The 17,408-nt window shown below is 61.3% G+C and carries 18 protein-coding genes; 16 read left to right on the forward strand and 2 right to left on the reverse strand.

Annotated elements, in window-relative coordinates; all coding sequences use genetic code 11:
* The first annotated feature begins 366 nt into the window (after positions 1 to 366).
* From EJV47_RS26530 to EJV47_RS26585, 12 genes are all read left to right on the forward strand, one after another.
* A complete protein-coding gene (locus tag EJV47_RS26530) occupies positions 367 to 753 on the forward strand; it encodes an NADH-quinone oxidoreductase subunit A (RefSeq protein ID WP_126696244.1) in 387 nt (128 codons plus the stop codon).
* Between the two features lie 158 nt (positions 754 to 911).
* Positions 912 to 1,469 (forward strand): NADH-quinone oxidoreductase subunit B, encoded by a 558-nt coding sequence (locus tag EJV47_RS26535; protein WP_126696245.1) that lies wholly within the window; start codon positions 912 to 914, stop codon positions 1,467 to 1,469.
* A 98-nt stretch (positions 1,470 to 1,567) separates the two neighbouring features.
* Entirely contained in the window at positions 1,568 to 2,137 is a 570-nt protein-coding gene (locus EJV47_RS26540; RefSeq protein ID WP_126696246.1) for an NADH-quinone oxidoreductase subunit C, read from the forward strand.
* A gap of 165 nt (positions 2,138 to 2,302) precedes the next feature.
* Entirely contained in the window at positions 2,303 to 3,493 is a 1,191-nt protein-coding gene (nuoD, locus tag EJV47_RS26545; RefSeq protein WP_126696328.1) for an NADH dehydrogenase (quinone) subunit D, read from the forward strand.
* Between the two features lie 9 nt (positions 3,494 to 3,502).
* Entirely contained in the window at positions 3,503 to 4,069 is a 567-nt protein-coding gene (locus tag EJV47_RS26550) for an NADH-quinone oxidoreductase subunit NuoE family protein (RefSeq protein ID WP_126696247.1), read from the forward strand.
* 18 nt (positions 4,070 to 4,087) lie between these two features.
* The gene (locus tag EJV47_RS26555; RefSeq protein WP_126696248.1) at positions 4,088 to 4,384 is read left to right on the forward strand and encodes a hypothetical protein; all 297 of its coding nucleotides are present in this window, start codon (positions 4,088 to 4,090) and stop codon (positions 4,382 to 4,384) included.
* Between the two features lie 26 nt (positions 4,385 to 4,410).
* Positions 4,411 to 5,754 carry an NADH-quinone oxidoreductase subunit NuoF gene (gene nuoF, locus EJV47_RS26560; protein ID WP_126696249.1) on the forward strand — a complete coding sequence of 448 codons (1,344 nt, stop codon included), beginning with the start codon at positions 4,411 to 4,413 and terminating at the stop codon, positions 5,752 to 5,754.
* A gap of 219 nt (positions 5,755 to 5,973) precedes the next feature.
* Positions 5,974 to 6,981, forward strand: a complete 1,008-nt coding sequence (locus tag EJV47_RS26565; RefSeq protein WP_126696250.1) for an NADH-quinone oxidoreductase subunit G — start codon at positions 5,974 to 5,976, stop codon at positions 6,979 to 6,981.
* Positions 6,982 to 7,084: 103 nt separating this feature from the next.
* On the forward strand, positions 7,085 to 8,227 hold the full coding sequence (gene nuoH, locus EJV47_RS26570) for an NADH-quinone oxidoreductase subunit NuoH (protein WP_126696251.1): 1,143 nt from the start codon (positions 7,085 to 7,087) through the stop codon (positions 8,225 to 8,227).
* Between the two features lie 13 nt (positions 8,228 to 8,240).
* Positions 8,241 to 8,813 carry a NuoI/complex I 23 kDa subunit family protein gene (locus EJV47_RS26575; protein WP_126696252.1) on the forward strand — a complete coding sequence of 191 codons (573 nt, stop codon included), beginning with the start codon at positions 8,241 to 8,243 and terminating at the stop codon, positions 8,811 to 8,813.
* A 112-nt stretch (positions 8,814 to 8,925) separates the two neighbouring features.
* Entirely contained in the window at positions 8,926 to 9,432 is a 507-nt protein-coding gene (locus EJV47_RS26580; RefSeq protein WP_126696253.1) for an NADH-quinone oxidoreductase subunit J family protein, read from the forward strand.
* 95 nt (positions 9,433 to 9,527) lie between these two features.
* Positions 9,528 to 10,328 carry a hypothetical protein gene (locus EJV47_RS26585; protein WP_126696254.1) on the forward strand — a complete coding sequence of 267 codons (801 nt, stop codon included), beginning with the start codon at positions 9,528 to 9,530 and terminating at the stop codon, positions 10,326 to 10,328.
* Between the two features lie 65 nt (positions 10,329 to 10,393).
* Here EJV47_RS26585 and EJV47_RS26590 read toward each other — a convergent pair whose 3' ends face one another.
* Both EJV47_RS26590 and EJV47_RS26595 read right to left on the reverse strand, forming a co-directional pair.
* Positions 10,394 to 10,783, reverse strand: coding sequence for a hypothetical protein (locus EJV47_RS26590; RefSeq protein ID WP_126696255.1), 390 nt, complete (start codon positions 10,781 to 10,783; stop codon positions 10,394 to 10,396).
* Between the two features lie 116 nt (positions 10,784 to 10,899).
* Complete coding sequence (locus EJV47_RS26595) at positions 10,900 to 11,502, reverse strand: RNA polymerase sigma factor (RefSeq protein ID WP_207896008.1); 603 nt, start codon at positions 11,500 to 11,502, stop codon at positions 10,900 to 10,902.
* 407 nt (positions 11,503 to 11,909) lie between these two features.
* On the opposite strand from EJV47_RS26595, the gene nuoK reads away from it, so the two are divergent.
* The 4 genes from nuoK (at position 11,910) to EJV47_RS26615 (ending at position 17,346) form a co-directional block, all read left to right on the forward strand.
* Positions 11,910 to 12,242: an NADH-quinone oxidoreductase subunit NuoK gene (nuoK, locus tag EJV47_RS26600; RefSeq protein ID WP_111480783.1), complete on the forward strand. Its 333-nt coding sequence runs from the start codon at positions 11,910 to 11,912 to the stop codon at positions 12,240 to 12,242.
* Positions 12,243 to 12,342: 100 nt separating this feature from the next.
* A complete protein-coding gene (nuoL, locus tag EJV47_RS26605; RefSeq protein ID WP_126696256.1) occupies positions 12,343 to 14,316 on the forward strand; it encodes an NADH-quinone oxidoreductase subunit L in 1,974 nt (657 codons plus the stop codon).
* A gap of 122 nt (positions 14,317 to 14,438) precedes the next feature.
* On the forward strand, positions 14,439 to 15,905 hold the full coding sequence (locus EJV47_RS26610; RefSeq protein WP_126696257.1) for a complex I subunit 4 family protein: 1,467 nt from the start codon (positions 14,439 to 14,441) through the stop codon (positions 15,903 to 15,905).
* 13 nt (positions 15,906 to 15,918) lie between these two features.
* Positions 15,919 to 17,346, forward strand: coding sequence for an NADH-quinone oxidoreductase subunit N (locus EJV47_RS26615; RefSeq protein WP_126696258.1), 1,428 nt, complete (start codon positions 15,919 to 15,921; stop codon positions 17,344 to 17,346).
* Positions 17,347 to 17,408 lie beyond the last annotated feature (62 nt).

A 17,408-nucleotide genomic window follows, 5' to 3' on the forward strand; every position in this document is an offset into this window, starting at 1 on the left:
TACGGCCGGTGCCGCCCGCCGTACCCGCTTTGCCCAGCACATGCGGTTGAATCAGTTTCCACTCACGATCAGTAAGTTCATGACGACGCATCCGGCAAAGCTACGACTGACTGTCCACGGGCTCTAGGGCGAAGTATTCTTCCACCGTGTAGAGGCGCTTGGCGGCTTGAGACTGAGTCATATCGGGCGAAAGTGAAGACGGCTGAAACTGGCGTCGTTCTTTAATGCTTGGCGTCACCTGCCGATGCGCCGCGCAGTTTCTCCAAAGATACGCCGCCCTACCTCCGGGATTCGTTGCACCCCCCCGGTTTTCGTCCTACCTTTGCCGCCAATGCCTTTTTTCAACAGCCAACCGTTCCCGCTGCCATGCTGTTAGCCACCCCCGTTGCCTACCAACCGGCCGATTACCTGCCGATTATCATTCAGTTCGGCCTCGCGCTGGCCTTCGTCGCCTTCTCGATGGTGGTGTCCCACCTCGTCGGCCCCAAGCGCCACTCCAAAGTAAAAGACTCGTCCTTCGAGTGCGGCATCGAGTCGGTGGGCAACGCCCGCACCCCGATTTCGGTGAAGTACTTCCTGACGGCCATCCTTTTCGTGCTCTTCGACGTGGAAGTCATCTTCATGTACCCCTGGGCCGTGAATTTCCGCGAGCTGGGCATGTTCGGCTTCGTGGAGATGCTGATGTTCATGGGCCTGCTGCTGGCCGGCTTCTACTACATCATCAAGAAGGGCATCCTGAAGTGGCAGAACTGATTGGTGCTTAGTTGATGGTGCCTGGTGCTTAGCTCGCCCTAAAAGCAGCCCGAACCAAGCACCAAGCACTACTTACCAAGCACTAAAACGCCCGGACTTGTGTTCGGAAAGGTGGAGTTGCCGCCGCGCTTACTTCCCCAACCAGAGAAACCTTCACCATGAGTGATAACCGCGTTCCTGAAATCAAAACCGTAGCCGCCCCCGAGGGCATCGAAGGCGCCGGTTTCTTCGCTACCTCGCTGGACAAGGTGGTGGGCATTGCCCGCGCCAACTCCCTGTGGCCCCTGCCCTTCGCCACCTCCTGCTGCGGCATCGAGTTCATGGCTACCATGGGCGCCCACTACGACATCTCGCGCTTCGGCTCGGAGCGCCCGTCCTTCTCGCCGCGGCAGGCCGACCTGCTGATGGTGATGGGCACCATCGCCAAGAAGATGGCCCCCATCGTGAAGCAGGTGTACGAGCAGATGGCCGAGCCCCGCTGGGTGCTGGCCATGGGCGCCTGCGCCTCCTCGGGCGGCATCTTCGACAGCTACTCCGTGCTGCAGGGCATCGACCGCATCATCCCCGTCGACGTGTACGTGCCCGGCTGCCCGCCCCGCCCCGAGCAGGTACTCGAAGGCCTGATGCGCGTGCAGGAGCTGGCCAAAAACGAGTCGATCCGCCGCCGCAACTCGCCTGAATACCAGGCCCTGCTGGCGTCTTACAACATTAAGTAGAGCTTAGAGATGAGAGCTTAGAACCTAGAATCGTGCGATGAGCCGCCTCGCGGCCTCCCCCTTCTAAGTTCTAAGCTCTCGGCTCTCACTTCTAAAGCATGAACGACCTCAACACTTCGCCGGCGGCCCAGGCCAAGGCGGCGGATTACGTGAAAGCCCACGCGGCCATCAGCAACGAACAGCTGCTGGAGCGCCTGCACAGTCTGTTCGGCGCCGATACGTTCGCGGACGTGGAGGAGCCTTACGGCTTGCTCACCGCCACCGTCAGCCGCAACCGCATCCACGAAATCCTGGACGTGCTGCACGGCGAGAAGGAGCTGCTGCTCAACTTCCTGACCACGATGTGCGGCGTGCACTGGCCCGACAACGAAGGCAAGGAGTTGAGCGTGGTGTACCAGCTGCACAGCATGGTGCACAACATCCGGCTGCGCCTGAAAATCTTCTTCCCCATCGCCGATCCGGTGGTGCCGACGATGACCGACATCTACGCCACCGCCAACTGGATGGAGCGCGAAGCCTACGACTTCTACGGCATCATCTTCACCGGGCACCCCAACCTCATCCGCATCCTGAACGTGGAGGACATGGACTACCACCCCATGCGCAAGGAGTACCCGCTGGAAGACGGCACCCGCGAAGACAAAACCGACCTCTTCTTCGGCCGATAGCATTTGGTGCTTAGTGCTTGGTGCATAGTGCTTAGGCACTGAACCGAGTAAGAACAAACTAAGCACCAAGCACTAAGCACCAGGCACTAAACCATGGCAACGAACGACGCACTTACCGCGACGGAGCATATTCACCACGAGGCGGTCCAGCAGCAGCGCGGCGTGATGGTCACCAAGACCGAGGACTTCGGTACCGACCTCACCACGCTCAACCTGGGTCCCACGCACCCGGCCACGCACGGCATTTTCCAGAACATCCTGCAAATGGATGGCGAGAAAATCATTTCCGGCGTGCCCACCATCGGCTACATCCACCGGGCTTTCGAGAAGATTGCCGAGCGGCGTCCCTTCTACCAGATTACGCCGCTGACTGACCGGATGAACTACTGCTCCAGCCCCATCAACAACATGGGCTGGCACATGACGGTGGAAAAGCTGCTGGGCGTGGAAGTGCCCAAGCGCGCCCAGTACATGCGCGTGATTATGATGGAGCTGGCCCGCATTGCCGACCACCTCATCTGCAACGGCATTCTGGGCGTGGACACCGGCGCTTTCTCGGGCTTCCTCTACCTCTTTGAGGAGCGCGAAAAGATCTACGAAATCTACGAGGAGGTCTGCGGCTCGCGCCTGACCACCAACATGGGCCGCGTGGGCGGCATGGAGCGCGACTTCTCCGAGGTGGCGCTAGCCAAGCTGCGCAAGTGGATGAAGGAATTCCCGGCCGTGATGAAGGAATTCCAGAACCTGTTCGACCGCAACCGCATCTTCATGGACCGCACCATCAACGTGGGTCCGATTACGGCCGAGCGCGCCCTGAACTACGGCTTCACCGGCCCCAACCTGCGCGCCGCCGGCGTCGACTACGACGTGCGGGTGATGAACCCCTACTCCTCGTACGAGGACTTCGAGTTCGAAATTCCGATTGGCACCAACGGCGACACCTACGACCGGTACCTGGTGCGCAACGAGGAAATCTGGCAGAGCTACCGCATCATCGAGCAGGCCCTGGCCAAGCTCCCCGACGGCCCCTACCACGCCGACGCCCCGCACTACTACCTCCCGCCCAAGCAGGAGGTGTACCGCAACATGGAGGCGCTGATTTACCACTTCAAAATCATCATGGGCGAAATCGACGCCCCGGTGGGTGAGGTGTACCACTCGGTGGAAGGCGGCAACGGCGAGCTGGGCTTCTACCTGATTTCGGACGGCGGGCGCACGCCCTACCGCCTGCACTTCCGCCGGCCCTGCTACATCTACTACCAAGCTTACCCCGAAATGGTGGTAGGCTCGACCCTCTCCGACGCCATCATTACCCTGAGCTCCATGAACGTCATTGCTGGCGAGCTGGACGCTTAACCTGCGCTTATGGAATCGACGACCGCGCCCGTAAAGCCGCAATTCTCCCCTGCCGCCCAGGCCGAAATTGCCCGTCTGTTTGAACACTACCCGGCCGAGCGCCGCAAGTCGGCCCTGCTGCCCATCCTGCACATCGCGCAGGCGGAGTTTGGCGGCTGGGTGAGCCCGGAGGTGCAGGACCTGGTGGCCGAAACCATCGGCATCCTGCCCATCGAGGTGTACGAGGTGTCCTCGTTCTACACCATGTTCAACCTTAAGCCGGTGGGCCAGCACGTGCTGGAAATCTGCCGCACCGGCCCCTGCATGCTGCGCGGCTCGGATGAGCTGACGGCCCAGCTGGAGCGCCTCACCGGCGCGAAGGTGGGCGAAACGTCGCCGGACGGCCTGTTTACCCTGAAAGAAGTAGAGTGCCTGGCCGCCTGCGGCACGGCGCCCATCGTGCAGGTGCGCGAGAAATACTACGAGCAGCTGGATACGCCGGAAGCGGTGGACGCCATGCTCGCGGAGCTGCGCAACTTGGTGCACCGCCCGCTGCTACCCTGGGAGCAGACCGGCCTGGCCCACAGCCAGCAATAAGTCTTACCTTCTGCTGCCATGGACGAGCGTAATAAGGACCTGCCACTGATTGTTTCGGAAATTCTCATCGAAATGCATGAGATGAAAGAAGACATGCGCGAAGTCAAAACGGCTTTGCAACAGATGGCGGCCCTGATGCTCAAGCAGCAGCAATACACCGATGAGCAGTTCCGGCTGCTGATGGACGAAAACCGCAAAAACACCGAAATGCTCATCACGGCTTTTCGGGACGAGGCGGCGCAAACCCGGCAGACCCTCGCCGACCACGCGGGCCGCATCAGCCGACTGGAAAACGACCACGAAACCAACAGCTAACAGCTGCGAGCTAACCGCTTACCAACATGGGCCGCAAGCTACTGACCGAACATATTAACGTCCCCGGCATCGACACCTTCGAGGTATACCGCAAACACGGCGGTTACCGCTCGGTGGAGAAGGCCCTGAAGACGATGACCCCCGACGAGGTGGTGGAAGAGGTGAAGAAGTCGGGCCTGCGCGGCCGCGGCGGCGCCGGTTTCCCCACGGGCATGAAGTGGAGCTTCCTCGCCAAGCCCGTGGGCGTGCCGCGCTACCTGGTGTGCAACGCCGACGAATCGGAGCCGGGCACCTTCAAGGACCGCCACCTGATGTCGCGCCTGCCCCACCTGCTCATCGAGGGCATGATTACGAGTTCGTACGCGCTGGGCGCCAACACCTCGTACATCTACATCCGCGGGGAGCTGCTCTACGTGCTGCGCATCCTGGAAAAAGCCATTGCAGAGGCCTACGCCAACGGCTTCCTGGGCAAGAACATCCTGGGCTCGGGCTACGACCTGGACCTGCACGTACACCCCGGCGGCGGCGCCTACATCTGCGGTGAAGAAACCGCCCTGCTGGAGTCGCTGGAAGGCAAGCGCGGCAACCCGCGCAACAAGCCGCCCTTCCCCGCCGTGCAGGGCCTCTACGCCCGCCCGACGGTGGTGAACAACGTCGAGTCCATCTCGGCGGTGGTGCCCATCATCAACGACGGCGGCGAGGAATACGCCAAGCTGGGCGTGGGCAAGAGCACCGGCACCAAGCTGATTTCGGCCTGCGGCCACCTCAACAAGCCGGGCATCTACGAAATCGAGCTGGGCGTGCCGGTGGAGGAGTTTATCTACTCCGACGAGTACTGCGGCGGCATCTGGAAGGGCCGCGACCTGAAAGCGGTGGTAGCCGGCGGTTCGTCGGTGCCGATTCTGCCCAAGGAGCTGATTCTGAAGACCGCGGCCGGTGAAAACCGCCTGATGACCTACGAGTCGCTGTCTGACGGTGGCTTCGTGACCGGCACCATGCTGGGCTCGGGTGGCTTCATTGCCATGGACGAGACGACCTGCATCGTGCGCAACACCTGGAGCTTCTCCCGCTTCTACCACCACGAGTCGTGCGGGCAATGCTCGCCCTGCCGCGAGGGTACGGGCTGGCTGGAGAAGGTGCTGCACCGCCTCGAGCACGGCCACGGCCACATGCACGACATCGACCTGCTGGTGAGCGTAGCCAAGCAAATCGAGGGCAACACCATCTGCCCGCTCGGCGAAGCCGCCGCCTGGCCGGTAGCCGCCGCTGTGCGCCACTTCCGCCACGAGTTCGAGTGGCACGTGACCAACCCCGCTGAGGCTACCCGCCCCGGCGCCTACTACTCGTCGAAAGCGGCGGTAGGGGTTTAACTTTGAATAAATCCACGCGCTTAGCTCTCGTTTTTTGATGGCTTAACTCTGCTGACCGTGCTGTTCTACTCCCTGTGGTACCTTTTGGCAGTAGGTCTTACAGCACTAGTCATTATCCTGGGAATAACTGCCTACGTGGCATGGCCCCGGAGCAAAGACAAGCTGCAGAACCCAAACAACACTAAGCGCTGAGCGGTACGCTCTCAACAGATAGATCAAATGGCTAAAATAACCTTCGACGGCATCGAGATAGAAGTACCGGACGGTACCACTATCCTGAACGCCGCCCGCAAAATCGGGGGCAACATCGTGCCGCCGGCCATGTGCTACTACACCCCCATCAAAGGGACGGGCGGCAAGTGCCGCGCCTGCCTGGTGAAGGTGGCGGCTGGCTCGGCCAAGGACCCGCGCCCCATGCCCAAGCTGGTGCCCTCGTGCATCACCACGGTGCAGGACGGCATGGTGGTGGAGAATACCACCAACCAGTCGGTACTCGACGTGCGCAAGGGCATCGTGGAGATGCTGCTCATCAACCACCCGCTGGATTGCCCCGTCTGCGACCAGGCCGGCGAGTGTGACCTGCAGAACTTTGCCTTCGAGCACGGCGTGGCGACGACGCGCTACGAGGAAGAGCGCCGCACCTTCGAGAAAATCGACATCGGCCCCTACATCCAGCTGCACATGACGCGCTGCATCCTGTGCTACCGCTGCGTGTACACGGCCGACCAGCTGACGGAAAAGCGCGTGCACGGCGTGCTGGGCCGCGGCGACGCCGCCGAAATCGGCACCTACATCGACAACATCATCGATCAGGACTTCTCCGGCAACGTCATCGACGTGTGCCCGGTGGGCGCCCTGACCGACAAGACCTGGCGCTTCAAGCAGCGCGTGTGGTTCACCAAGCCCGTCAACGCCCACCGCAACTGCTCGCACGAGAAGTGCGGCGGCCGCGTGGTGCTCTGGTACAAGGGCAAGGACGTGCTGCGCGTAACGGCCCGCAAGGACGAGTACGGCGAGGTGAAGGAGTGGATCTGCAACGAGTGCCGCTTCGAGAAAAAGGAAACGGCGGACTGGACCATCGAAGGCCCGGCCCACATCGACCGCACCTCCGTTATTTCGGCCAACCACTACGAGCTGCCGGTGCTCAACGCGCAAGTCATTGCCGACCTGCCCGAAAGCTCCGTCCGCGACCTGGAAAACAACCCGCCGCTGAAACTCGGCAGATAGTCTTCGTTTTTCGTTGTTTGTTTTTCGTTTTTCGGAGCAGGCGTAAGCCACCTCCGAGCAGCAAAACCCGAACAACGAGAAACGAATAACGAAAAACGAAAAGATGGATTTTTCCGCCCTGACGTCCTTCGTCATTTCCTGGCAGAGCCTCGTCATTCTGGCCGTATTCGGCATTTCGCTGCTGATTGCCACCTACTCCACCTACGCCGAGCGCGTGGTGGCGGCCTTTCTGCAGGACCGCGTGGGCCCCGACCGCGCCGGCCCCTACGGCCTGCTGCAGCCCCTGGCCGACGCCGTGAAGCTGTTCACCAAGGAAGAGTTCTTCCCGGCCGGTGCCAACCGCGGCCTGTTCGTGTTCGGCCCCTGCCTGGCCATGACCACGGCGCTGATGGCCTCGGCCGTTATTCCCTTCGGCAATACCCTGCTGCTGGGCAACGGCGAAGTGGTGCGCCTGCAGGCCATCGAGGTCAACATCGGGATGCTGTACGTGTTCGGCGTGGTGTCGCTGGGCGTGTACGGGCTGATGATTGGCGGCTGGGCCTCGAACAACAAGTTCTCCCTGCTCGGCGCCATCCGTGCCGCCGCCCAGGCCGTGAGCTACGAGCTGGCCATGGGCATGGCACTGATTGCCCTGCTGATGGTAACCGGCACGCTAAGCCTGCGCCAGATTGCCCTGCAGCAGTACGACGGGCTCTGGAACATCGTGTACCAGCCGCTGGGCTTCATTATCTTTTGCGTGTGCGCCTTCGCCGAAACGAACCGCACGCCCTTCGACCTGCCCGAGTGCGAAACCGAGCTGGTGGGCGGCTACCACACCGAGTATTCCTCGATGAAGATGGGCCTGTACCTGTTTGCCGAATACATCAACGTGTTCGTGGCCTCGGCCGTGATGAGCACCCTGTACTTCGGTGGCTTCAGCTTCCCCGGCGAGCATCTGCTCTACAATTACCTGACGGCCTCGCAGAGCGAGCTGTTTGCTCACAACGTGGTAACCATCCTGGGCACGGTGACGCTGTTCGCGAAGATTTTCTTCTTCATCTTCTTCTTTATGTGGGTGCGCTGGACGCTGCCGCGCTTCCGCTACGACCAGCTGATGCGCCTGGGCTGGACCATGCTCTTCCCGCTGGCCATCCTGAACATCATCCTGACCGGCGCCTTTATCCTGTTCTTCGGCAACAAGGAAGCCAAGCTGGATGTGTCCAAAGAAGCTGCGCCCACCGAAATTCGCACGGTAGCCCGCCGCTAACCACGACTTCACCATGAGACTGACCAATAGAGCAAAGCACCTGGAGAAGAAGCCCATGACCCTGGCCGAGCGGGCTTACCTGCCGGCTATTCTCACGGGCATGGGCATCACGCTCAAGCACTTCTTCTCCAAGAAAGCCACCATTCGTTACCCCGAGGAGCTGCGCCCCATCGCGCCGACGTTCCGGGGCCTGCACGTGCTCAAGCGCGACGAGCAAGGCCGGGAACGGTGCACGGCCTGCGGCCTCTGCGCCGTGGCCTGCCCCGCCGAAGCCATTACCATGGTGGCCGGCGAGCGGAAGAAGGGCGAGCAAAACCTTTACCGCGAGGAGAAGTATGCCATCAGCTACGAAATCAACATGCTGCGCTGCATCTTCTGCGGCCTCTGCGAGGAAGCCTGCCCCAAAGCGGCCATCTACCTGCAGGCCGATAAGATGGCCCCGCCCCGCTTCGAGCGCGACGAGTTCATCTATGGCAAAGACCGCCTGGTAGAGCCCGTCGACCCGAACGCCCGCTCCAAGCGCGGCATTCAACTCACCGCCGAGCAAGCCGAAGCCCTGGCCCGCCGCATGGCGGGTGTAGAATAAATGGCTAAATGGTTGAATGGTTAAATGGCTGGTCGTTCTGACGACGCAAGAACAATCAACCATTTAGCCATTTGACCATCCAGCCATTTACCCATTTGACCATCAAAGTCCCATGTCCCTCTTCTATTTCCTGACGTTCGTTGCGCTGCTGAGTGCCCTGGGCGTGGTTTTCGCCAAGAACCCTATGCACTCGGTGCTGTTCCTGGTGCTGACGTTCTTCGCCATTTCGGGGCACTACCTGCTGCTGAACGCGCAGTTCCTGGCGGCCGTCAACATCATCGTGTACGCCGGCGCTATCATGGTGCTGTTCCTGTTCGTGGTGATGTTCCTGAACCTGAACGCCGACACGGAGCCGAATAAATCGGCCCTGGCGAAAGTGGCCGGCGCCATTGCCGGCGGCCTGCTGCTGCTGGTGCTCATTGCGGCGCTACGCAACGTGAATCCGACGGGGGCCGACCTGAACACCTTCGATTCACAGATTGGTATGGTGAACCGCCTGGGCCTGGTGCTTTACCAGCAGTACCTGCTGCCTTTTGAGCTGGCCTCGGTGCTGTTCCTGGTGGCTATGGTGGGCTCGGTGATGCTGGGCAAGCGCGAAGTCGGGGAGCGGCATTTCTAAGCCTTTTTTCTTAACAGAAGACGCCGGCGGCGCCTGAGCAATCGGGTGCCGCCGGCGTCTTCTGCTATATTGGCATCAACCTACTTTTTAATTCTATGCGGCAGTATTTACTCTTAGGCTTGCTCTTATTCAGCAGTACCCTGGTAGCTGGTCAGCAAAGCAAAGGCCCGAACTTTGACATCAAGGATTTCAACGAGAAATTCGAGGTAGCACAGTGGTTGACTGCCTACGACCGGGTAGCCTGGGTAACGACGGACAGCGTGATGCTGCCCAAGAACGAGAGCCGGCGGCAGCAGTTGGGCGGCCAATGGTTCTGCTACCAGGACGCCCAGAACGGGTGGCACGCCCTGTACGGTAAGTACGAAAAAGGGCGCTTTGAACCCGCCTTCCACTACGTAATAAACCAAGCCGGCAGTGCACTGGAATCTGCCAACAGACCTGACTCGGCGCTTGTCAATCCGTACGCCCGGGCCCTACTTAATGCTCGTCGGCGCCTGGACGAAGTAAAGGGGCCCGCCAAGCTGAACTTCAACCACTACATTCGTCGCAATACAGATAAGACGCTCACCATCTGGTTTCTGCCGGCTTTCCAGACGGACAATACCGCGGTGTACGGTGGCGAATTCTGCTACACACTCAGCCGTACCGGCTGTCAGCTGCTGAACAAGGACGAGTATTTTCAGGGGCAGTTTCGCGGTTTCAAGGTAGACCGACCGCGTGAAATCTGGCTGAACTACATCGACGTCGAGAAGCCCACGCTGGGCAGCATTTTCTTTGTTTGGTACTACAAATCCTATTTCACCCAGATTTTCATTGATAACAAGACCAGCAAAAGCACCGTGTTCAAAAACGAGCAGGGATATTACTGGGTCCACGCGGAGAAACCGCCCAAATAGCTTTTAACCAACAGCGGCTCCTGATAACTCAGGAGCCGCTGTTGATTTCAAATCAATCGGTACGCCTACTCCGCCGTGGGTGTGGCGGCCGGGCGGGCCATCGGCTGTTGCTCGGCCATGCGGCCCCAGGGGCTGCAGCGGCGCATCTTTTGGCGGAATTTCTCCCGCTCTTCCTCGCTCATGCCCTCCATGCGGCTGGCCATTTTCTGCCGCCAGTGCTGCTGGGCTTTGGCCTTCCAGGCGGCACCGGGTCCGCCGCCGCGGAAGCCACCGAGCAGCAGCTTGCTGAGGATGAACAGGCCCAACGCTTGAGCGAAGGATACCGTGGGCAGGTTGAACAGGTAGGGCATCAGCCAGTTCCAGAGGTACATGACCACGAAGCCCGCCAGGGCAACAAAGAAGGCAACGGCGAGTAGGATGCGCAGGCCGCGGAGAAACCAGAATTTGCGGTCCATGATTTATTGAATGTGCTGATGTGGGAAATGTGCTGATGTGCTAATGGAGGTGAATGTGTTGATGTACTAATGAGAAAGAAGAATTAGCACATCAGCACATTCCTCACATTAGCACATTAATCCAGGAAAAGGTCGTCGTACAGAGCTTGGAGCTTCACGCGCAGCTGCTGCACGGCGTAGTGCTTGCGCGAAATCAGGGTTTTCAGGGGTACGCCGGTTTCCTCGGCCATCTGTTTGAAGGTTTTGCCCTCGAACTCGTGCCAGACAAACACGTCGCGCTGAGCCGGCGGCAATACCTCGAGGGCGTCCAGAATGGCCTCCATGATGGTTTCGCGGGCCATGGCCGTTTCGGTGGAGTCGTCCGGGGCGGGCAGGATGTCGGCCAGCAGCAGGGGCTCGTCGGAATCGGCGGCGGAGTGGTAGGCCGCAGCTTCTTCGAGCGAGGCGGCCTTGGGGCGGCGGTACCGGTCGATGATTTTGTTGCGGGCCACCCGGAACAGCCAAGCCGCCATCTGCTCCACGGGCTTGACGAGGCGGTAGGTTTGCACCAGCTCGTAGAAGACGTCCTGCAGCACGTCTTCGGCATCGTCCTCGTCGGGGATGCGGCGGCGGATGAACGAGAGCAGCTTGCCGCGCTGCTCGCGCACGGCCTGCTGCAGCCGGTCGTTTTGCTCGGTCATAGCCGCGCTGGTGGTAGATAGGGTCAGGGCCTGTTCCATTCTGAAGGGGAAGACGCAGGCGCTGGAAAATTACTTTACGGGGAATAGAAAATTTTCGGGAGGGCGTGCAGGCTGTCGGCTCAGCGGGCAGTCATTGCGAGCAAAGCGAAGCCAATCCTTCCTCTCGCGGCCCGACGGAATGAAAAGCCCAAACCGAGAAACGGCATAGGTTAGTCTGGTTTCAGCCGGAGCCATTTTTTCGGTCGACAGGTGTTGTAGCGTCGGGCCGCGAGAGGAAGGCTTGCTTCGTCCTTCGTCCTCGCAATGACTGCCAGGGCTGCCGCCGGGCGCAACAGCCGGACAATAAGGCCAGTTTTCCGCGTGGTTTTCCCAAGTTTCGGGCTACCTTTGCCCGCTAATTGGGCCCCGTATGTTGTGGGCTTTTTTCCGCCGTTACCCCGTCCTGAATGGAACAGACGATACCGGAAGTCATTCGCACCGTTCCGCTCCAGCACTACGTGTTCTTCGCCGCTGCCCTCTTCAGCATCGGCGTGCTGGGAGTGCTGACCCGGCGCAATGCCATCATCATCTTTATGTGCGTGGAGCTGATGCTCAACGCCGTCAACGTCCTGCTCGCGGCATTTTCGGCCTACCGCGCCGATCCGAACGGGCAGGTCTTCGTGTTTTTCATCATGGCCGTAGCCGCCGCCGAAGTTGCCGTCGGCCTAGGCATTATCGTGATGATTTACCGCAACATTCAGAACACCGACGTCAACCTGCTCGACAGGCTCAAATGGTAAGGTAGGGTCTTGGGAGCTTGGGGTCTTAGGGTCTTGGTTGCTGAACCGGCCCGCTAGAACAGCCCAAGCCCCCAAGCCCCCAAGCCCCTAAGACCCTCCTATGGACGCACCCCTCGCCGTTTATACCGGCTCGCCGCTGCCTTACATCCTGATTCCGCTGCTGCCGTTTCTGGGCTTCCTGATCAACGGCTTGCTCAACCGCCGGCTGTCGGGCACGGTAGCGGGGGCCATCAGCAGTCTGGCCGTGCTGGGCTCCTTCCTGATTGCCGTTTCGCTGTTCTGGAGCTTCCTGCACCCCGAGCCGCAGTGGACGATTCCGGGCACCGGTACGCACCAACCCTACACGGTGCACCTGTTCGACTGGATTCGCGTCGGCTCGCTGCACATTCCGTTCTCGTACCAGATTGATCAGCTCAGCCTGATCATGCTGCTGCTGGTGACGGGCGTGGGCTTCCTGATCCACGTGTACAGCATCGGCTACATGCACCACGACGAAAACGTGGGGAAGTTCTTCAGCTTCCTGAACCTGTTCGTCTTCTCGATGCTGCTGCTGGTGATGGGCGCCAACTTCCTGATCCTGTTCATCGGCTGGGAAGGCGTGGGCCTCTGCTCCTACCTGCTCATCGGGTTCTGGAACAAGAACACCTCGTACAACAACGCCGCCAAGAAGGCCTTTATCATCAACCGCATCGGTGACCTGGGCTTCCTGCTGGGCATCTTCCTGATCTACCAGACTTTCGATTCGGTGGAGTACGGCTCGGTGTTCCAGCAGGCCGCGAAGCTGCCGGTTGGTGCCGGTGTTGTGACGGCCATTACGCTGCTGCTGTTCGTGGGCGCGATGGGCAAGTCGGCGCAGCTGCCGCTGTACACCTGGCTGCCCGACGCTATGGCCGGCCCCACGCCCGTGTCGGCCCTGATTCACGCCGCGACGATGGTGACGGCCGGCATCTACATGGTGCTGCGCTCCAACATCCTCTTCACCCTCTCGCCCGACACCCTGCACGTGGTGGCCTGGGTGGGCGCGCTGACGGCCCTGTTTGCCGCCACCATCGGCTTGGCCCAGAACGACATCAAGAAGGTGCTGGCCTACTCCACCGTCTCGCAGCTGGGCTACATGTTCCTGGCCCTGGGCGTGATGGGTTACACGTCCTCGCTGTTCCACGTACTGACGCACGCCTTCTTCAAGGCCCTGATGTTCTTGGGCGCCGGCTCGGTGATTCACGCCATGAGCAACGAGCAGGACATGCGCCGCATGGGCGGCCTGCGCAAGGCCCTGCCGATTACCTTCTTTACCTTCCTGATCGGCTGCCTGGCCATCAGCGGCATTCCGCCCTTCTCGGGCTTCTTCTCCAAGGACGAAATTCTGGCCCACGCCTTTGAGCACAGCAAGCCGCTGTGGGCCATCGGCATGCTGACGGCCTTCCTGACGGCTTTCTACATGTTCCGCCTGCTGTTCCTGACCTTCTTCGGGGAGTTCCGCGGCACAGAGGAGCAGAAACACCACCTGCACGAGTCGCCGGCTTCGATGACCATGCCCCTGGTGGTGCTGGCCATTCTGGCGGCCATCGGCGGCTTCATGAACGCCCCGCTGGTGCTGGGCCGCGGCTACCTGGCCGACTTTCTGGCCCCGCTCTTCGCTTACTCCCGGCAGGCCAACCCGGCGGCTTTCGGCGCCGAGCTTGACCACGCTACCGAGTACATGCTCATCGCGGCCTCGGTGCTGGTGGCCCTGGGCGGCATTGTGCTGGCTTACGCGCTGTACGTGGCCCGCAAAGCCCGCCCGGCCGAGGACGACGCGCAGCGCGGCTTCCTCGAAAACCTGGTCTACCACAAGTACTACGTCGACGAGCTGTACAATTTCCTGTTCGTGAAGCCCTCGATGTTCCTCTCGCGCAGCCTGCACGACGTGGTGGAGAAGCGCGTGGTCGACGGCACCGTCAACGGCCTGGGCCGCGGGGTGTTCGGCGGCTCAGAGCGCTTGGGCCGCCTGCAGACCGGCCGGGTGGAAACCTACCTGCTGCTGATGGTCGTCGGCATCGTGGTGGTGCTGGCCCTGAATTTCATGAAGTTCTAGAACGGGCGTGGGCTATGGCCGGCAGGCCGTAGCCCGCTCTTGTTCTTTCCCCAAGAAGATACCCGCAGCCTAACTATGGCGGGCCCTGGTTTCCCGGCCTCGGTTCCGCTCCCTGAGACAACATGCTGACTGCCCTTCTGCTTATTTTGCCCGTGGTGGCCGCCCTGCTGCTGCACTTTGTGCGCGGCTCCGCGGCGCGGGCACTGGCCCTTGGCGCCTCACTGCTGGAGCTGGCCCTGGCCGTGTACGCGGCCTTCCAGTTCAACGGCGTGTACTCCCAGACCAACCCCACGCTGGAGCTGAAATACCACTGGCTGGAGTCGGCGGGCATTGCCTTCCACATCGGTATGGACGGGCTGAGCTACCTGCTGGTGCTGCTAACGGCCTTTCTGGTGCCGCTGATTCTGCTGGCCTCCTTCCGCCACAACTACGACAACCCCTCGGCCTTCTACGCCCTGGTGCTGTTCATGCAGACCGGCCTGATCGGGGTGTTCGTGGCCCTCGACGCCTTCGTGTTCTACTTCTTCTGGGAAGTGGCCCTGATTCCGATTTACTTCCTGGCCGGCGTGTGGGGCGGGGAGCGGCGCGTGCCCGTCACGCTGAAGTTCTTCCTCTACACCGTCATCGGCTCCCTGCTGATGCTGGCCGGCTTCGTGTACCTGTACTACATGACCGGGGTCAACGGCGCCATGCGCAGCTCCGACCTCGACGCCTTCTACAACCTCACGCTCAGCACCCAGGAGCAGTCGTGGGTGTTCCTGCTCATCTTCGCCGCCTTTGCCATCAAGATGCCGCTGTGGCCGCTGCACAGCTGGCAGCCCGACACATACGAGCAGGCCCCGGCCCCGGCCAGCATGCTGCTCTCGGGCATTATGCTCAAGATGGGCATCTACGGCACCCTGCGCTGGCTGATGCCCATCGTGCCCCAGGGCATGAGCGTGCACGTGGGCTGGATTATGGTGCTGGCCGTTATCGGCATCATCTACGGCGCCATCATTGCCATCCGCCAGCGCGACGTGAAGCGCCTGATTGCCTTCTCCTCGCTCTCGCACGTGGGCCTGATGATTGCCGGCATGTTCACCCTCACCGACAAGGGCCTGCAGGGCACCGTGATTCAGATGCTGGCCCACGGCGTGAACGTGGTGGGCATGTTCTTCATTGCCGACGTGATTGAGCGGCGCACCGGCACCCGGCAGATTGCCGAGCTGGGCGGCCTCACCCGCCGCACCCCGCTGCTGACGGTCTGCTTCCTGGTCATCCTGCTCGGCACGGTGGCCCTGCCGCTCACCAACGGCTTCGTGGGCGAGTTCCTGCTGCTGATGGGCGTGTACCAGTTCAACCCCTGGCTGGGCGCCGTCGCCGGCCTGACCATCATCTTCGGCGCGGTGTATCTGCTGCGCATGTTCCAGCGCGTGATGCTCGGCCCCGACTCCTCCTTCAGCGAAACCATCACCGACCTGACCGGCTCGGAGCTGGCCGTGCTGGTGCCGCTGGTGCTGATGGTGTTCTGGATTGGCCTGTTCCCGGGCACGTTCATGCACATTTCGGAGCCGGCCGTGAACAAGCTGCTGGTGCTCATCAACCGCTAAGCCTCCCCGCCCCATGCTCTCGATTATTCTGCTTTCCGTTTCCGGGCTGGCCAATCTGTTCCTGGGCTTCCTGCGCTCCAACCGCGTGCTGCTGCCGGCCGTGATGCTGGTGCTGGCCGTGGTGCTGGCCATCAACCTCATCGGCTTCGATACCGGCCAGCTGGCCGACTGGAACGCCTCGCCCTACTTCGCCGGCATGCTCACCTTCGACCGGTACGCCCAGGTGTTTACCACGGTGATGGTGCTGACGGTGCTGCTGCTGCTGCCCTTCTCGCAGAAGTTTGTGCAGGACGGCAACCCCAACCTGGCCGAGTTCTACAGCATCATGCTGTTCTCCCTGGTGGGCGCCATCATGATGGTGAGCTACAACAACGTGCTCGTCCTCTTCCTCGGCATCGAGACGCTCAGCATTGCCATGTACGTGCTGGCCGGCTCCGATAAGAGCAACCTGCGCTCCAACGAATCGGCCCTGAAGTACTTCCTGATGGGCTCCTTCGCCACCGGCATCCTGCTGTTCGGCATTGCCCTCATCTACGGCGCCACCCGCACCTTCGACCTGGCCCAGATGGGCGTGGCCGTGCGCGCCCTGCCCGCCGCCGACCCCGGCATGACCCCGATGCTCTACATCGGCATCCTGCTCATGCTCATCGGCATCGGCTTCAAGATTTCGGCTGCCCCCTTCCACTTCTGGACGCCCGACGTGTACGAAGGCGCCCCGACGGTCTTCACGGCCTTTATGAGCACGGTGGTGAAAACCGCCGGCGTGGCCGGTTTCTTCAAGCTGCTGACCATTGCCTTTGGCGGCGACACCTCGGGCTTCTGGCTGCCCACGCTCACCGCCATGCTGGTGCTGACCTTGCTCATCGGCAACGTGGGCGCCGTGGCGCAGACCAACGCCAAGCGCATGCTGGCTTACTCCAGCATCTCGCACGCCGGCTACCTGATGCTGGCCCTGGTGGCCCTGAACAGCGAAACGCTGTCGAAAACGGCCATCTTCTTCTACTCCCTGGCGTACTCGCTGTCCACGGTGGTGTCCTTCGGGGTGCTGGCTCTGGTGCACGACCAGCGCCAGCGCGATGACTACGACTCGCTGAACGGCCTGGCCAAGACCAACCCGCTGCTAGCCTTTGCCATGACGGTTTCCATGCTTTCCCTGGCCGGCATTCCGCTCACGGGGGGCTTCTTCGGCAAGTTCCAGCTGCTGAGCGCGGCCACTGCCGAGGGCTACATCGGCTTGGTGGTTTTCGCGCTGGTCATGTCGGCCATCGGTATCTACTACTACCTGCGACCCATCATTGCCATGTACATGAAGCCGGCCGAGGAAGGCACCGCCGCCCCCGTGCCCGTTACCATGCTGCAGTCGGCCGTGCTGGTCGTGCTGGTCGGCCTGATCGTGCTGATGGGCGTGGCCCCCGGCCTGTTCGACGGCTTCCTGGCCTAAGCACTAGCCTCAACCCAACAAAAAAAGCGGCTCCCACCCCGGGGCCGCTTTTTTGTTTTCTG

The organism is Hymenobacter gummosus, assembly GCF_003970915.1.
In the GTDB taxonomy this organism is placed as follows: Bacteria; Bacteroidota; Bacteroidia; order Cytophagales; family Hymenobacteraceae; genus Solirubrum; species Solirubrum gummosum.

What these genes read in the sequence shown, in the direction of transcription:
- EJV47_RS26530 (WP_126696244.1), top strand. Translation starts at nt 367, where the DNA reads ATGCTGTTAGCCACCCCCGTTGCCTACCAACCGGCCGATTACCTGCCG.
- EJV47_RS26535 (WP_126696245.1), top strand. Translation starts at nt 912, where the DNA reads ATGAGTGATAACCGCGTTCCTGAAATCAAAACCGTAGCCGCCCCCGAG.
- EJV47_RS26540 (WP_126696246.1), top strand. Translation starts at nt 1,568, where the DNA reads ATGAACGACCTCAACACTTCGCCGGCGGCCCAGGCCAAGGCGGCGGAT.
- nuoD (WP_126696328.1), top strand. Translation starts at nt 2,303, where the DNA reads ATGGTCACCAAGACCGAGGACTTCGGTACCGACCTCACCACGCTCAAC.
- EJV47_RS26550 (WP_126696247.1), top strand. Translation starts at nt 3,503, where the DNA reads ATGGAATCGACGACCGCGCCCGTAAAGCCGCAATTCTCCCCTGCCGCC.
- EJV47_RS26555 (WP_126696248.1), top strand. Translation starts at nt 4,088, where the DNA reads ATGGACGAGCGTAATAAGGACCTGCCACTGATTGTTTCGGAAATTCTC.
- nuoF (WP_126696249.1), top strand. Translation starts at nt 4,411, where the DNA reads ATGGGCCGCAAGCTACTGACCGAACATATTAACGTCCCCGGCATCGAC.
- EJV47_RS26565 (WP_126696250.1), top strand. Translation starts at nt 5,974, where the DNA reads ATGGCTAAAATAACCTTCGACGGCATCGAGATAGAAGTACCGGACGGT.
- nuoH (WP_126696251.1), top strand. Translation starts at nt 7,085, where the DNA reads ATGGATTTTTCCGCCCTGACGTCCTTCGTCATTTCCTGGCAGAGCCTC.
- EJV47_RS26575 (WP_126696252.1), top strand. Translation starts at nt 8,241, where the DNA reads ATGAGACTGACCAATAGAGCAAAGCACCTGGAGAAGAAGCCCATGACC.
- EJV47_RS26580 (WP_126696253.1), top strand. Translation starts at nt 8,926, where the DNA reads ATGTCCCTCTTCTATTTCCTGACGTTCGTTGCGCTGCTGAGTGCCCTG.
- EJV47_RS26585 (WP_126696254.1), top strand. Translation starts at nt 9,528, where the DNA reads ATGCGGCAGTATTTACTCTTAGGCTTGCTCTTATTCAGCAGTACCCTG.
- EJV47_RS26590 (WP_126696255.1), bottom strand. Translation starts at nt 10,783, where the DNA reads ATGGACCGCAAATTCTGGTTTCTCCGCGGCCTGCGCATCCTACTCGCC.
- EJV47_RS26595 (WP_207896008.1), bottom strand. Translation starts at nt 11,502, where the DNA reads ATGGAACAGGCCCTGACCCTATCTACCACCAGCGCGGCTATGACCGAG.
- nuoK (WP_111480783.1), top strand. Translation starts at nt 11,910, where the DNA reads ATGGAACAGACGATACCGGAAGTCATTCGCACCGTTCCGCTCCAGCAC.
- nuoL (WP_126696256.1), top strand. Translation starts at nt 12,343, where the DNA reads ATGGACGCACCCCTCGCCGTTTATACCGGCTCGCCGCTGCCTTACATC.
- EJV47_RS26610 (WP_126696257.1), top strand. Translation starts at nt 14,439, where the DNA reads ATGCTGACTGCCCTTCTGCTTATTTTGCCCGTGGTGGCCGCCCTGCTG.
- EJV47_RS26615 (WP_126696258.1), top strand. Translation starts at nt 15,919, where the DNA reads ATGCTCTCGATTATTCTGCTTTCCGTTTCCGGGCTGGCCAATCTGTTC.